11 protein-coding genes are annotated in these 15,357 nt (G+C 70.5%); 6 read left to right on the top strand and 5 right to left on the bottom strand.

Features of this window, described 5'->3' with window-relative positions:
* The first annotated feature begins 40 nt into the window (after positions 1-40).
* The 3 genes from KRR26_RS16260 (at position 41) to KRR26_RS16250 (ending at position 5,119) form a co-directional block, all read left to right on the top strand.
* Positions 41-1,165 carry an App1 family protein gene (locus KRR26_RS16260; RefSeq protein WP_217080261.1) on the top strand — a complete coding sequence of 375 codons (1,125 nt, stop codon included), beginning with the start codon at positions 41-43 and terminating at the stop codon, positions 1,163-1,165.
* A gap of 93 nt (positions 1,166-1,258) precedes the next feature.
* Complete coding sequence (locus KRR26_RS16255) at positions 1,259-3,136, top strand: M4 family metallopeptidase (protein WP_217080260.1); 1,878 nt, start codon at positions 1,259-1,261, stop codon at positions 3,134-3,136.
* Between the two features lie 168 nt (positions 3,137-3,304).
* A complete protein-coding gene (locus KRR26_RS16250) occupies positions 3,305-5,119 on the top strand; it encodes an amidohydrolase (RefSeq protein WP_217080259.1) in 1,815 nt (604 codons plus the stop codon).
* An 18-nt stretch (positions 5,120-5,137) separates the two neighbouring features.
* Here the strand turns inward: KRR26_RS16250 and KRR26_RS16245 are convergent, their stop codons facing one another.
* Positions 5,138-6,094 carry an SDR family oxidoreductase gene (locus KRR26_RS16245; protein WP_120206636.1) on the bottom strand — a complete coding sequence of 319 codons (957 nt, stop codon included), beginning with the start codon at positions 6,092-6,094 and terminating at the stop codon, positions 5,138-5,140.
* A gap of 113 nt (positions 6,095-6,207) precedes the next feature.
* Here KRR26_RS16245 and KRR26_RS16240 point away from each other — a divergent pair, with 113 nt between their 5' ends.
* Complete coding sequence (locus KRR26_RS16240; RefSeq protein WP_120206637.1) at positions 6,208-7,185, top strand: helix-turn-helix transcriptional regulator; 978 nt, start codon at positions 6,208-6,210, stop codon at positions 7,183-7,185.
* Here KRR26_RS16240 and KRR26_RS16235 read toward each other — a convergent pair.
* Both KRR26_RS16235 and ppk1 read right to left on the bottom strand, forming a co-directional pair.
* Positions 7,182-8,750 (bottom strand): carboxylesterase/lipase family protein, encoded by a 1,569-nt coding sequence (locus tag KRR26_RS16235; RefSeq protein ID WP_120206638.1) that lies wholly within the window; start codon positions 8,748-8,750, stop codon positions 7,182-7,184. The two genes, KRR26_RS16240 and KRR26_RS16235, sit on opposite strands and share 4 nt — an antisense overlap.
* A 299-nt stretch (positions 8,751-9,049) precedes the next feature.
* The gene (gene ppk1, locus KRR26_RS16230; protein WP_120206639.1) at positions 9,050-11,212 is read right to left on the bottom strand and encodes a polyphosphate kinase 1; all 2,163 of its coding nucleotides are present in this window, start codon (positions 11,210-11,212) and stop codon (positions 9,050-9,052) included.
* A 198-nt stretch (positions 11,213-11,410) separates the two neighbouring features.
* Between ppk1 and KRR26_RS16225 the strand changes: the two genes are divergently transcribed.
* Together KRR26_RS16225 and KRR26_RS16220 are read left to right on the top strand one after the other, a co-directional pair.
* Complete coding sequence (locus KRR26_RS16225; protein ID WP_407931722.1) at positions 11,411-11,917, top strand: hypothetical protein; 507 nt, start codon at positions 11,411-11,413, stop codon at positions 11,915-11,917.
* A gap of 125 nt (positions 11,918-12,042) precedes the next feature.
* On the top strand, positions 12,043-14,310 hold the full coding sequence (locus KRR26_RS16220) for an ATP-binding protein (RefSeq protein WP_217080257.1): 2,268 nt from the start codon (positions 12,043-12,045) through the stop codon (positions 14,308-14,310).
* A 9-nt stretch (positions 14,311-14,319) separates the two neighbouring features.
* Here the strand turns inward: KRR26_RS16220 and KRR26_RS16215 are convergent, their stop codons facing one another.
* Together KRR26_RS16215 and KRR26_RS16210 are read right to left on the bottom strand one after the other, a co-directional pair.
* The gene (locus KRR26_RS16215; RefSeq protein ID WP_217080256.1) at positions 14,320-14,793 is read right to left on the bottom strand and encodes a cupin domain-containing protein; all 474 of its coding nucleotides are present in this window, start codon (positions 14,791-14,793) and stop codon (positions 14,320-14,322) included.
* 113 nt (positions 14,794-14,906) lie between these two features.
* Positions 14,907-15,357, bottom strand: a 451-nt coding sequence (locus tag KRR26_RS16210) for a TIGR02266 family protein (RefSeq protein WP_217080255.1), incomplete at its 5' end; no start/stop codon positions are given.

Here is a 15,357-nt window from a genome sequence, read left to right as displayed (position 1 = left end):
TACAGTCCGAGGCCCCGACCCGCTTCGCCCCGCTCCCCTCATGGCCGACCTGCTGCCCCTGCTCTTCCGCTTCGCCGTCCAGGTGGACGCCCGCTACGACGCGCTGAGCCGCGCTGTCCGGCGTTGGCTGGGCGTTGCTCCGCCGCTGCGCATCCTCCCGTACCGGGGCTATGGCTCGCACGAGCGGGTGGTCATCAAGGCGCGCGTGCTGGAGGACCGGAAGGTGCGCCCGCGCCAGGAGCGCCACACGGTGTGGAGCAGCGCCGTGGCCTCCTACAAGCGCTACATGACGCGCGAGGTTCCCGGGGCGCGCGTGGCGGTGCGCTGGGGCGAGCACCGCTGGGAGGGCGTCACCGACGAGGAGGGCTTCCTCGAGCTGTGGGTGCCGCCTCCCGAGGGCGTCCGCTCGGGCTGGCACGACGTGGAATTGGAGCTGCTCTCTCCCGAGCCGGAGAACGTCCCGCGCGTGCTCGCGCCGGTGAACGTGGCGGGCCCGAGCGCGGAGCTGGGCATCATCAGCGACATCGACGACACCGTCATCGTCACGGGCGTCACCGACCTGCTCCAACGCGCCCACGCGCTGTTCCTCAGCGACCACCGCGTGCGCCTGCCCTTCCCCGGCGTGGACGCCTTCTACGCGGCGCTGCAAGCGGGGACCTCGGGCGCGGCGGGCAACCCGCTGTTCTACGTCTCCAGCAGCCCGTGGAACCTCTACGAGCACCTGGACGAGTTCTTCACGCTGCACCGCATCCCGGCGGGCCCGCTGCTGCTGCGCGACTGGGGCCTGTCTCGCCAGGGCTTCGCGCCCGGCGGTGGCCATGGACACAAGCGCGAGAAGATTCGCGGCGTGCTCACCACCCTGCCCACGCTGCCGTTCATCCTGATTGGAGACAGCGGACAGGAGGACGCCGAGCACTACCGCTCCATCGTCCGCGAGTTCCCGGGCCGCATCCGCTGCGTCTACATCCGCAACGTGCCCCACCACCCGCGCCGCGATGCCGAGCTGGCGCGCATCGCCGAGGACATCCGCGCCGCGGGCAGCCAGATGCGCTGCGTGGATGACACCGTGTCGGCCGCGCGCCACGCCGCCCGCGCGGGTTGGATTCGCTGGGAGGAGGTCCCCGAGGTGGAGGCCCATCGCCGCGAGGACTCCGCGCCCTCCTGACCCCTGTCTGTTATTGAACGAGAAAAACGGTAAATAACTGAAAAATATGCTTAGCTGACTGGGCTTCTCGGACCTGTCTCCAGGAGGAAGTCCATGACGCGGAAGATGTATGGGCTGTGGGCCAGCTTGGCGCTCGGTGTCTCGGCGTGTGGCATGGAGGGCGCCCCCCAGGCCGCCCTGGAGTCCGCCCCTGACACGGAAAGCCTCGCATCGGCGTTGAGCGCGCTGCCGGATGCTCACGTCCTGGACACGCACCCGGACGGGGTGCCCACCTTCGTGAAGGGAGACCTGGGCAGCGCGGGGCGAGGGCTCTCAGGGGCCTCGGCGCGCCAGGCGCATGCGTTGTTGGAGCCGGCGCTCGCGCGGGCGCTGCCGGTGTTCCGGCTCAAGCTGGCGGACGTGGTGCCGCGGGACGTGCGGCCGGATGCGCAGGGCAACGTGCACGTGCGCTACGCGCAGGTGAAGGCAGGCCTCCCCGTGGTGGGCGAGGAACTGCGCGTTCACCTCGACGCGAGCGGTCGTCTCTACGCGGTGAACGGCTCGGCGCGCGACGGTGAGCCCGAGCCTGCTGCGGCGCGCATCGCCCCCGAGACCGCGCTGCAGGTGGCGCTCACCTCCACGCCCGGCGCGCGCGAGGCGAGCCCGCCCCGAGAGGTCTTCTTGCGGCCCACGCCCGAGGCCGCGCTGGTGCGCGCCTTCGAGGTGAAGGTGACGGGCGAGGAGGAAGACGGGACGCCGGTGAAGGACCGCGTCTACGTCCGCGCGGAGGACGCCGCCGTGGTGAGGCGCCGCTCCGACATTCGCACCATGCGCCGGCGAGAGGTCTGCTCGTGGAAGTCGCACCTGTGCTCCATCGAGGGGATTCCCGCGTGGGACCCCTCACTCGACGTCCCGCTCGCGAAGCTGGGGGAGTTCTATGACTGCTTCAACACCCTCTTCGCGCGGGACTCCTTCGACAACTCGGGCGCGAAGCTGGTGGCGACCGTGAACTACATGACGAACTACGCGAACGCCTACTGGGACGGGACCCGGTTGATGTGTGGCGACGGCGATGGGGTCAACCTGAGCTCGCCATGCATGGACGCGGAGCCCGTCGTGCACGAGTTCACCCACGCCATCACCGAGTCGACGTCCAACCTCGACTACGCGGGCGAGTCCGGCGCGCTCAACGAGTCCGTCTCGGACATCTTCACCGCCACCTGCCAGAGCCTGGCCTCGGGCACGTGGAGCATGGGCGAGGACATCTGGAAGATTGGCGAGGCCGTCTGGACGCCGCCCATCGCCGGGGACGCCTTGCGCTACATGCAGGACCCCAAGCGGGATGGCGACTCGCTGGACTACTACCCGGACTTCTCGCCCACCATTGACCCGCATTACGGCTCAGGCATTCCGAACCTGGCGTTCAAGCTGCTGTCCACCGGAGGCACGCACCCTCGGGGCAGGACGACGGTGAACGTGCAGGGCATTGGTATCGAGAAGGCCGCGCGCATCATGTATCGCGCCAACACGGACTACTTCGTCGCGTCCACCAACTTCACCCAGGCGCGGTTCATTCTGAAGCAGGTGGCCTCGGACATGGGCTACGACATGTCCGTGCAACTCGCCGTGGACGCGGCGTGGGAGGCCGTGGGGTTGGGAACCGTGCCTCCGCCCGTCACGTGCACCACGCTGGCCAACGACGCGCAGGTGACCGGGCTCTCTGGCTCCTCGGGCTCGGAGAAGTACTTCTGTCTGAACGTGCCGGCCAACACCCCGGCCACCGTCCGCATCGTGAGCGGCAGCACGGGAGACGCGGACCTCTACACGCGCTTCAACCTCGCGCCCACGCTGACCCTGTTCGACTGCCGGCCCTACTTGTCGGGTAGCAATGAAACATGCACGCTGGCGGGTAACCTGCCCGCGGGCACGCAGTGGATTCTGCTGAAAGGCTATTCGGCCTACAGCGGCGTCACGCTCTCCGTCCACTACTGAGCGCGCCTCATTCCAGACATCCGGTCCGAAGGGCTGTCTTGTTTTCTCGGGCACTGAACGAGTGCAAAGACAACCCTTCGCGACCCTGGGGGGCGATGGACGCTGTGACGCTCAGGGACCACCTTGCTCGGCGGAGCATGTTTTCCACTTCTGCCCCGAGTCCCCTGAATGACCACGAAACGCCCCTCCGCTGAGACCCCCGTCCCCATCGCCGACCGAATCTTCGAGGGCGGCACCATCCTGACGATGAATGACGCGCAGCCCACGGCGGAGGCCGTGGCGCTGCGGGGTGACACGATTCTCGCGGTGGGAACGCGAGACGCGGTGCTGCGCCACCGCGGGCCGAACACGGAGGTGGTGTCCCTGCGAGGCCGCACGATGTTGCCGGGCTTCGTGGATGGGCACTCGCACCTGGGCGCCATGGTGGACACCTGGGGCTGGCCGGACTTGAGCCCTCCGCCGGCGGGCGAGGTCGCGAGCCTGGAGGACATCCTGGATCGGCTGCGGTTGCACCTGGAGGCGCACGCGCCGCCGCCGGGTTCCACCCTCGTGGCGGTGGGGTATGACGACTCGCGGCTCAAGGAGCGGCGTCACCCACTGGCGGACGAACTGGACCGCGTCTCCACCACGCACGCGCTCGTCCTCATCCACGTCTCCGCGCACCTGGCCACGGCCAACCACCTGGCGTTGACCCAGGCCGGCTACGTGAAGGGCGCGGAGGATCCGCCGGGCGGCTCCATCTGGCGCGACGAGCGGGGCGAGCCCACCGGCGTGGTGACGGAGCAGGCCGTGTTCGGGCTCCTGGCGCACCTGCCGGCGAAGACGCCCGAGGAGCAGTTGACCACGCTGGAGGATGTCCAATGGCACTACGCCAGCCGGGGCATCACCACCGCGCAGGAAGGCCAGACGTCGCCGGACTCGCTGGCGCTGCTGGAGGAGGCGGCGCGCCAGCACCGGTTGCTCATCGACATCGTCGCGTACCCGAAGTGGACCACGGTGGGGGAGACGATCTCCCCCCACCCGGTGCGCACCACCGCGCGCGTGCCGCACCGGCATGATTGCGACCGCGAGCCTCGGGGCGCCGCGTCGTCGTCGCCGGGGCTGCTGGCGGACTTCAAGGCGCGCAAGCACGTGGGCACCTACGTGGGGCGCCTCAAGGTGGGCGGGGTGAAGATCACCGCGGACGGCTCGCCGCAAGGCAAGACGGCCTACCTCACGCAGCCCTACCTGAAGCCGCCCGAGGGCAAGCCCGAGTCGTACCGAGGCGAGTCGGTGGTGAGCCAGGAGGAACTGGACGGCTGGTTCGACCGGGCCTACGCGGAGGGCCTCCAGCTCCTGGTGCACTGCAACGGGGACGCGGCGGCGGACATGATGATCTCGGCCGTGCGCAAGGCGCGCACGCTGCAGGGACCCAAGGCGCTGCGGCCGGTGATGATCCACGCGCAGACGGTGCGCGAGGACCAGCTGGATGCGATGCGTGACCTGGGCATCCTCCCCAGCTACTTCAACGTGCACACGTACTACTGGGGCGACTGGCACATGCAGGAGACGCTGGGGCCGGCGCGCGCGCTGCGCATCAGCCCGCTGGCGTCCACGTTGAAGCGAGGGATGCCGTTGTCCATCCACTCGGACGCGCCGGTGATTCCGCTGGAGCCCATGCTGCTGGTGGACGCGGCGGTGAACCGCACCAGCCTGTCCGGCGCGGTGGTGGGCGAGGAGCAGCGCATCCCCGTGATGGAGGCGCTCAAGGCGCTCACCGTCGGCAACGCCATCCTCTACTCGGAGGAGGGGACGAAGGGCACCATCGAGCCCGGCAAGCGCGCGGACCTGGTGGTGCTCTCCAGCAATCCGCTCACGGTGTCCCAGCACACGCTCAAGGACATCCGCGTCCTGCTCACCGTGAAGGACGGCCGGGACCTGTTCACCGGCTATGCGTGGCGCGCGGGCCGGGACGCCTCATCCCTTCGGGAAGAGGCGGGCTGAGGCGTCCCTGAGCGCGGCTCAGTACTGGGGCCAGTCCGGGACGATGACTTCAATCGCCCCGTTCATCCACGAGGCATACGCCGCATCCTGCGCCACGGTGTAGGGCTGCTGGTAGGTCCGCGTGAAGTGGTCGGCCCAGTGGGGCTGGGTGCCATCCAGGTCCGTGAAGCCGTACTCACGGGCCAGGGTCCATGATGCGACGACGCGGCCGGCCCGGGCCCTCACGTTCGGGTCGGCCGCGAGCGCCGCCACGGCGCGGCCCACGTACGCGGGCGTCTCCGAGGCGATGAAGTTGGGGTCCTTCTTGGCGGCGTCGCGCCAGGTCGCCTCCGTCACGCCGAAGTAGTCCAGCATCTCCTCCGAGCGGAGGAAGCCTGGGGTGATGGCGAGCGCGGTGACGTTCGTGCGCCGCAGGTCGCGAGACATCGCGAACGCCAGGCGGATGACCGCCATCTTCGTGACGTCATAGGCGACCGCGCCGCGATACCCGAACGAGTCACCGTCCGTCACCTCGACGATGAGGCCCTGGTTGCGCTCCACCATCATCGGCACGAGGTGCCGGCTGGTGAGCAGGTGCGTGAAGATGGCGCGGTCGAACATGAGCCGCGCCTTCTGCGCGGACTGCTTCCAGAAGGGCAGTCCCAGCTCCATCAGGGACTCGCCGCCCCAGATGTCATTGACGAGCACGTCCAGGTGACCGGCCTCGGCGCGGATCCGCTGCGCCAGCGCCTCCACCTCCTCCTCCACCGAGTGGTCCACGCGCACGGCGATGCCCTTGCCGCCCAGCGCCGTCACGCGCTCGGCCGTCTCCTCGAGGGTCTCCGGCCGCTTGGGGCCGCTGGCGAGATTCCCGCGCACGCTGCGCCCCGTGCAGTACACGGTGGCCCCCGCCTCGCCCAGCATCGTCGCGATTCCGCGCCCCGCGCCCCGCGTCGCGCCGGCGACGAGGGCAATCCGTCCTTCGAGTGGCTTCATGGTGTTGTTTCCTTTCCACCGCGAAGATGCCTCAGGGAAGATGACACCCTCTGTCATGTTTCCCCGGCGAGACTTCTCGTCCTCACCCGCGCCCTGCCCGGAGGGGCCCACCCATGCGCGCCGATCGACTGATGCACCTGCTGATGCGCCTGCAAGCCCGCCCGCGGAGCACGGTGGGGGCGCTGGCGCGAGAGCTCCAGGTGTCCGGGCGAACGGTGCTGCGCGACCTGGACGCGCTCTCCACGGCGGGCGTTCCGGTGTCCACCACGCGAGGCGCGGGCGGCGGCGTGTCGTTGATGGAGGGTTGGCGCACGCAGCTCACGGGGCTCACGCGGCCGGAGCTTCAAGCGCTGGCCACGGTGGGTGCGCCAGGAGCGCTGGAGGACTTGGGGTTGTCCGGGCCGCTGCGCACGGGGTTGGTGAAGCTGGCGGCGGCGCTGCCCTCGCTCCAACAGCCAGCCCTGGAGCACGCGCGGCAACGATTGCTCGTGGACGCGTCCGGGTGGTTCACGACGCGAGAGCGGGTGCCGCACCTGGGCGTGCTGCGTGATGCCGCGTGGCAGGACCAGCGCGTGACGTTGACGTACCAGGACTTCGAGGGGGCGCGCACCCGGCGGGCGGTGGAGCCCTATGGGCTCGTCATCAAGGCGGACCGTTGGTACCTGGTGGCGGGGACGGAGAAGGGGCCGCGCGTGTTCCGAGGCTCGCGCATCGAGGGCGTGCGCCGGCGTCCCCAGGGCTTCACGCGGCCCGTGGACTTCGACCTGAGCCACTTCTGGAAGGACTGGTGCGCGCGGTTCGCGACCGAGCGTCCTCGCTATGAAGTCACGCTGCGCTGCACGGAGGCCGGCGTGGCGGCGCTGCGCGCGGTGAGGCCGCCCTCGGAGGCCGCGCGGCTGGACGCGGCGCTCCAAGGGAAGCGACAGGTGGTGCTCGACTTCGAGCGCGAGGCCATCGCGGTCTCGCAGCTCTGTGAGGTGGGGGCGGAGGTGGAGGTGCTGGGGCCGGAAGCACTGAGGCAGCGGCTGGGCGCCTTGGGGGCGGCGCTCCAGTCGCTCTACGGCGCTTCCGGTCGACGGCGCTCCGCCTAGGGGTTGGCTCGCGGGCGGCCCTTGGACTTGCTGCTCGTGGAGGAGGAGGTGGCCTTCGGCAAGGCCGGCGGTGGCGGCTTGGCGAACTGGTCGATGATGGGGATGAGGATCTGCGCCACGTCGAGGACGGGCTGGTCGAAGTTCTCCACCTGCTCGGGGGACTTGGAGATGCGCAGCAGCACGTCGCGGTCCTCGGTGTGCTCATCCCACGTGACGCGGCCGAGCGCTCCCGGCTCGCCCCGTTGAGCGAAGCGGACCACGGCCTCGACGAGGTTCGTGGTGAGGGTGCGGTCCTCGTCGGAGATGAAGCCCTCGGTGGGCGGACACAGCTCGGGGGTGCCCAGGAAGTAGGGCACGTCCTCGCCGTGCGGCACGCCCAGGCGGCGGCGCGGGGCGAGCAGCTTCGCGCTGTACTCGAAGAGGTAGCGCCACGCGCGCCCGCCGTGGTGCGAGTGGAAGGAGGCGTAGTGGCGGGGTGACACGGCGAAGACGAAGTCGCGGCACATGCGCCGGCCAATCTCGCGGTCGTCGTTCACGTCGGGGTACAGCTCGCGAATCGTGTCCGCGATGGGCCCCAGGCGCTCGAGGATGGTCCCCGGGTCGATGCCGAACGCGCTCACCACGCTGGAGTCATCGTTCGTGCTGCCGAGGATGAGGGGCAGCTTGAGCTGGTCGCCGGACTCGAACGTGGTGCGGATGGGCTCGGGGAGCACCGAGTCGCCGTAGATGGCGTTGGGGGCGTTGAGGGTGTCCGAGGGGAGCATCCAGAAGTTCTCGGCGGGGAGCTTGCGGAGCTGATCCATGGTGACGAACGGGTCGGTGAGGCCCGCTCGGCGCGCGAAGGCGATGCCGCTGAGCTTCGCGTCGGCCACGGGCCGCTCGGAGAGCACGTAGGCGCTCATGGAGATGCCCTTGTGGAAGAGGCCCTTGCCGCGCACGAGGGGCGAGGCGAACAGCGCGAGGACGCTCTTGGCGCCAGCGGACTGGCCCATGAGGGTGACGTTGCCGGGGTCACCGCCGAACGCGGCGATGTTGTCGCGCACCCATTCGAGCGAGAGCGCCTGGTCGAGCAGGCCGAAGTTGGCGGGGCCGCCGGGGTTCTCCTGCTCCAGGGCGGGGTGGGCGAAGAAGCCCAGGTGTCCCAGGCGGTAGTTGACGGTGACGAGCACCACGTTGCGCGAGGCGAGGGGCACGCCGTTGTAGGGCGGCACGGAGCTGGTGCCCACGACGAAGGCGCCGCCGTGAATCCAGACGACGACGGGGAGCTTGGCGCCGGGGCCGAGCTTGGGGGAATAGACATTGAGGTAGAGGCAATCCTCGGAGAGCTTGCCGGGGTCACCGCCGCCGCCTTCGATGCAGCCTTGTCTGGATTGGAGGGGGGAGGGGCCGAACTCGAGGGTGTCGCGGGTGCCGGTCCAGGGGGTGGCGCGTTCGGGGGCGCGCCAGCGCAGGGGGCCCACGGGGGGCTTGGCGTAGGGGATGCCTTTGAAGAGGGAGATGCCTTGGTCTTGAAGGCCCTGAACCTTGCCTTCCTTCGTTTCGACGACGGGCGACCGCGTGCTCATCCACTGTCTCCGTTCGGCTGCGTGAAGGGCAGACTTCCGGCGAGGGACACCCGAGCGAGGGGGACGCGCGATTCGCCGGATGTCTGTCCGGGGGTGGGCAGCGTGGATAGGCTTTCAAGAATGTCTGGGCAACACGGTCGCGGTCTGGGATGCAGGGAAGCGAAGCCTGAAGAACAGACGTCACGCCCCACCCTGTCCCCCAGTCCATGAAGCCTGTCCGCCCGGGCCATGTAGCCCCGCCCCACGGAAGGGCGAGTCCGAATCCAGATGGGAGATGGCGGGGTCGGTTGCCTTGAGGACTACGGCAGCGGCCTGCCGCTCTGCACCTGCACCATCCGCGTGGCGCGCTCCATCAGCTCGCCTTGGGCCCAGCGGCGTTCTCCGCCCGGCGGCGGCGTGCGGCGCTTCCACTGCCCCGTGTGCAGCAGCTCCCACGCGTGCGTGTTGTCCGCGAGGCAGCGGTCCACCAGGTCCTTGACCTGCGCCAGGAGCGACGGATCCTCGATGGGCGCGAGGATCTCCACCCGGTGGTCCAGGTTGCGCGGCATCAGGTCCGCCGAGCCGATGAGGCACCGCACCTCCGTGCCCCGCTCGAACAGATAGATGCGCGAGTGCTCCAGGAACCGCCCCAGGTCCGACACCACGCGGATGTGCTCCGACACCCCAGGCACTCCCGGACGCAGGCAGCAGATGCCTCGCACGTTCAGGTCCACCCGCACGCCCACGCGCGACGCGTCGTACAGCGCGCGGATGATGCCCGGATCCACCATCGCGTTCATCTTCATCACGATGCGCGAGGGCCGCTCCGGCGTGTGCGCCGCCACCGTGCGGCGAATCTCCTCCAGCAACCCCTCTCGCATCGTCAGCGGCGCCACCAATATCTTGCGGAACGACTTGGGCCGCCCGAAGCCCGTCAGGAAATTGAAGACATCCGCCACGTCCGCCCCGATGTCCGGGTCCGTGGTGAACAGCCCCAGGTCCGTGTAGAGGCGCGCCGTCTTCGGGTTGTAGTTGCCCGTGCCGATATGCACGTAGTGCCGCACCCGCTCACCCTCACGCCGCACGATGAGGATGGCCTTCGCGTGGGTCTTCAGGCTCGGGATTCCATAGACGACGTGCACCCCCGCCTCTTCCAACGCGTTGGCCCAGCGGATGTTGGTGCGCTCGTCGAAGCGCGCCTTCAGCTCCACCATGCACACCGCTTGTTTGCCATTCTCCGTCGCGCGGATCAGCGCGGGCACCAGCGGTGAACTGTCCGACGTCCGGTACACCGTCTGCTTCAGCGCCAGGACGTCCGGGTCCTCCACCGCCTCCGCCACGAAGCGCTCCACCGACGTGGCGAAGGACTCGTAGGGGTGGTGCACCAACAGGTCCCCGCGCCGCATGGCCGCCATCACCGTGCCGCCGCCATCCGGAGACTCGCTGTCCGGCCGCAGCCGCGCCTGGGTGACCGGCGTCCACGGCGGGTCGCGCAGCTCCGGGAACCCCGGCGTGCCCACGATGGACATCACGTCCGCCAGGTCCAACAGGCCGCGCTCCTCGTAGACCTGCCGAGGCTCCAGCCCGAGCGCCTCCACCAGCGGCTCGAGCAGCTTGGGCTGCATCCCTGCCTGCACCTCCAGGCGGATGACGTCCCCGAAGCGGCGCTGACGCAGCTCCGTCTCCACCGCCTTGAGCAGGTCCTCCGCGTCCTCGGACACGGTGAAGTCCGCGTCGCGCGTGACGCGGAACAGGCTCCAGCCCAGCACCTCCATCCCCGGGAACAGGTCCTTGAGGTGGTGCGCGATGATGTCCTCGAGCGGCACGAAGATGTTGCCCTTGAGCGGCACGAAGCGCGGCAGCAGCTCCTTGGGCACCTTCACCCGCGCCACGCTCTCCTCCTCCGCCACCGGGTCGCGCAGGAGCACGGCCAGGCTGAGCGACAGGTTGGAGATGTACGGGAAGTGCCGCCCCAACCCGATGGCCAGCGGGGTGAGCACCGGGAAGATCTGCTCGCGGAAGCGCTGGTCCACCTGCGCGCGCTGCTCGGCGTCCAGCTCCTTCACGGAGAGGATGCGCAGGCCCTTCTCCGCCAGGGCCGGGCGCAGCACCTGCTCGAAGCAGTCCGCGTGGCGCTTGCTCTGCTCGAAGATGCCCTCGTGCAGCTTGTCCAGCGTGGTGCCCGGAGAGGCCCCGTCCGGCACCAGCCGCGCCACGCCGCCGCGCGCCTGCTCGTGCAGCCGCGCCACCCGAATCATGAAGAACTCGTCCAGGTTGCGCGCGTAGATGGAGATGAACTTCAGCCGCTCCAGGAGGGGTTCGTCCGCGGACTCGGCCAGTTGGAGGACCCGGTCGTTGAAGGCCAGCCAGGAGAGCTCACGGTTGAAGAACAGCTCGCTGTCCGTGACCTCGACCCCAGCGGGTAGCACGTCCCGCTCCGCCGGCTTGTGGGTGCCGCCACGGCCCGTGCCGCGCTTCGACATGAAGTAACTCCTCGTGGAGACGCTCACGAAGACGGTGTACCAGCCCGGTCAGAAGGCCATTGTAAACTCGCGCTCTCACCCGGGGAGCGGACACTCAGCCAATCTTTGGTGCACCAGGGAACAGGCGCGACCCGTGGCGCGGTTCTGTCCGCGTCTTGCTTGCATCCAAAATGGCGGGACGGCATTTCAGGGAACGTGATGGGACAAGACATCTCCTCGAATGGCGCAGCCGCGGGTACCCCCGGCCCCACCGCCCCCCATGGCCTCTTCACGGCCTTCCATGAGCGCAAGCCGAGCTCCACGCGGCGGGCCGTGGTGCTGGGCGCGGCCGTGGTGCTGGCGCTGGGGGGGTGGGCGCTCTCTCGGCAGGCCCAGCGCAACTTCCGGGTCCTCACGCCCCATGGCATCCGGACGGTGTCCCCGGGCATGTCGCAGGGCGAGGTGGTGGCGGTGCTCGGGCGTCCCCTCACCCTGGACAAGGTGGATGGCGCGGACTGCTACCGCTACGGACAGCCCACGCTGAGGGACCCCACCTTCGTCGTCTACTCGGTCTGCTACGCGGACGGCGTGCTGCGGGACGTGAAGCAGCACAAGTACTCCGCCTGGAACGTGGATCCGAAGACGGGCACGTTCGTGCCGGCCGCGGGCGGGGCGGGCGCGGCTCCCCAGCCCGAGTCGGAGTCCTCGGCGGGCGGTCAGCCCTGAGCGGGGCGGCGTCGCCCACTTCCCGACATCGATAAGGCCCGTCGGCACGCCTGGGCGGGCCGGGGCGGGCGCCTCACCTTGGCCGCGGGCCTCGTGCGTCCGGACAAGGGGCCCGGAGGGGCGGTGTGGCGCGTCCATGGGCCTTCGCGCAGCGCATGGGGGCGGGCTTCGTGGCCTCGCTCGTCGTGGCGCTCGTGTTGGCGGGCGCGGCCGTGGGCGCGCTGCTGACGGTGCGAGCCAGCCACAAGGCGCGCATCCTGGACCTGTCCAACGACGTGCTGGAGGTGGAGCGGCTGCACCGCGCCTTCAGCGAGAAGGTGGCCAGCGGGCGCGGGCTCGCGATGTCCGGGGATGCGCAGTTCCAGCGGGACATGACCACCGCGCGCCAGCGCTTCCAGGCGCTCCAGGAGCGTCTGCGTCCGCGCCTGGCGGATGAACCGGCCGCCACGCTGCTCAGCTCGGCGGTGCGGGCCGAGCAGGAGCACGAGGACGCGGCCCAGGCGCTGGGGGCGGCCAACGACGCGGGGGCCAGCCGGGAGCAGCTGGACGCGCTGTTCCACGAGCGGGTGGGGCGCGCGCGGGAGCGCACGGAGCAGGCGCTCCAGCGGCTGACGACGCACGCGAGCGAGCGGCTGTCGCGCGGGGTCCGGGATGCGATGGACGCGGACCGGCAGGCCCTGGCGCTCATGCTGGTGGCGGCGGTGCTGGGCACGGCGGCGGCGGCGATGCTGGCCTGGGTGCTGATGCGGCGGCTGGCGCCCCTGCGGCGCGAGGCCGCGTCCACGGCTCGGCGCTTCCAGCTCCTGGTGGAGAGCGTGCGCGACTACGCCATCTGCCTGCTGGATGCCCAGGGCCGGGTGGCGAGCTGGAACCCCGGCGCCGCGAGCATCACGGGCTGGCGGGAGGACGAGGTCCTCGGCCGGTCCGTGGCGATGTTCTATCCCCAGAAGGCGGTGGCGGAGGGTCAGCCGGAGCGGGACGTGGCGCGCGCCGAGCGGGACGGGCGGCTGCGCGGCGAGGCGGCCCGGCTGCGCAAGGATGGAACGCTCTTCTGGGGCGAGGTCATCCTGGTGGCGCTGCGCGACGAGGAGGGGCGGATGCAGGGCTTCGCCCTCCTGGTGCGCGACATCACCGAGCGCCGCCGGGCCGAGCGCATGCAGCGGCTGCTCGCGGTGGCGGGGAAGGTGTTCCAGCAGGCGAAGGCTCCGGACCTGATGGTGGCCGAGCTGACGCGGATGATGGTCCCCGAGGTGGCCGAGGGCTGCATCCTGTTCCTGCTGACGCCCTCGGGGCAGCTCGCCCCGCGCGCGGTGGCGCACGCCCGGCCGGAGCGCCAGGAGGCGCTGTGGGAGGCGGCCCGGCGCTACCCCTCGCGCGAGGACGCGTCCCACGGGGTCTGGCGGGTGCTGCACACGGGGCGCTCGGAGCGGGTGTCCGAGGTGCCGCCCGAGGCCCTGGACCGCGGCGCCGAGTCCCCCGAGCACCGGGCCCTGCTGTGCGCGACGGGCATCGGCTCCTATCTGGCGGTGCCGCTGCGGGTGGAGGAGCGCACCCGGGGCGTCTTCGTGCTGCTGGCGGAGCCCGCCGGCCGCCGGTTCACCCCGGAGGACCAGGTGCTGGTGGAGGAACTGGCGGGGCGGGCCGCGCTCGCGCTCGACAACGCCCGCCTGCTGAGCGAGGCCCAGCAAGCGCTGGAGCTGATTGGCGTCACGGCGCATGACCTGGGCAATCCCTTGCATGCGTTGCAGTTGCTGCTGCGCAGGCTCCAGCGGGTGGACGCGCAGGAGTCGCCGGAGCGCATGCGGGTGGGGTTGGCGGCGGCGTTGAAGCAGGCGCAGCGGCTGGGGCAACTGCTGCACAACCTGTTGGACTTGTCTCGGTTGTCCTCGGGGAAGCTGGTGCTGGACGTGGCACTGGTGGACCTGGCGGACGTGGCGCACGAGTGCATGGAGCGCTTCGCGGCGCAGGCGGCGGAGGCGGGCAGCCGGCTGGAGATGTCCGCGGAGCTGGGCCTGGTGGGCCGGTGGGATCGACCGCGCTTGGATCGCGTGGTGACCAACCTGTTGTCCAACGCGCTGAAGTTCGGGCGGGGCAAGCCCATCCTGTTGAGCGTGGAGCGCGCGGGCGGCGGCTGGGCGCGGCTGTCGGTGAAGGACCAGGGCCTGGGCATCGCCGAGGAGTCGCAGCGGCGCATCTTCGAGCGGTTCGAGCGCGAGCCGTCCGCTGGGAGGAACAACGGCTTCGGGCTGGGGCTCTACATCGTGCGCCAGCTCGTGGAGGCGCACGGCGGCACCGTCCGCGTGGAGAGCACGCTGGGAGAGGGTGCCACCTTCATCGTGGACCTGCCGCTGCCGCGAGCGGGCGTGGACGCGGAGCTTCCCGCGCCGCACTGACTCCGGGGCCTAGAGGCGCTCCAGCCGCTCGACCGTCCGCGCCTCGCGCACGTCGCCGGTGTTGAGGGTGGTGGCGGGCTCGAAGAGGAGCACGTGGACTTCCTGGTCGGCCACGGGGCGGTGCTCGACGCCGTGGGGGACGATGATGAACTCGCCGGGGTTCACGTCCACCGTCCGGTCGCGGAACTCCATGCGCAGGTGTCCGTGGAGGACCAGGAACAGCTCGTCCTCCACCTCGTGCTGATGCCACACGAAGGGCCCGAGCAGCTTGGCCAGACGCACCTGCTGCCCGTTGAGTTCGCCCACGACCTTGGGCGACCAGTGCTCGGAGAAGAGAGACAGCTTCGCGGCCAGATTGACTTTGTCCAAGGTGAGGTCCACGGGTGAGGGCTGCGGGGTCGGGGCTGGCTCGGCGCGGCGGCCCGCGTCCCAGCGAGGCGGACGCGCGCTACCCGAGGCGGTGCTCCGGATGGGAGAGGTCATGCCTGCCATGCTCCGGACGAGGGGGGACACCCTACCGTGTCTGTCTTTGCGAAGGATAGTGCCCCCGGGCTCGCGGCGGCGAGCCAGCGGGTTGGCTACCCAACGAAGCCGCCTCAGTCTGGATAGAACATGGGGTCGCGGGTGGTGACGAACGAGGAGATGACGCGGGCCACCTCGGGCGCCAGGCCCGTGAACTGCACGCCCACCCCTGGCATCAGCTCGGGCGTGCGGTCATTCCCCTCGCGCACCCAGCGCACCACGCCGGCCACCTTCATGGGCCGGCCGCCCGGTAGCGTGAAGTCCAACTCGACCTGGGTTCCGCGGGGCACGGCCTCCACCGTGGCGATGAAGACGCCGCCCTCGCTGATGTCCATGGAGAAGCCGGTGAAGAAGTTCGAGTCGCTCCGCATGTCGATGGACGTGTGCATCCGCACCCGCCCGTTGCGGCGCGCATCGGGGCTGTCCGCGGGGGCCGCGGGCCGTGCCATCGGCGCCGCGCGCGGGGCGGGCGCCATGCCGGGGGGCGTCGCGCGAGGCGGCGGAGGGCGGGGCGGCGCCTCGCGG

This window comes from Citreicoccus inhibens (genome assembly GCF_019039035.1).
Classification (GTDB): domain Bacteria; phylum Myxococcota; class Myxococcia; order Myxococcales; family Myxococcaceae; genus Citreicoccus; species Citreicoccus inhibens.
The sequence above is the reverse complement of the archived record's forward strand: the minus strand, read 5'-3'. Positions and strand labels throughout refer to the sequence as shown.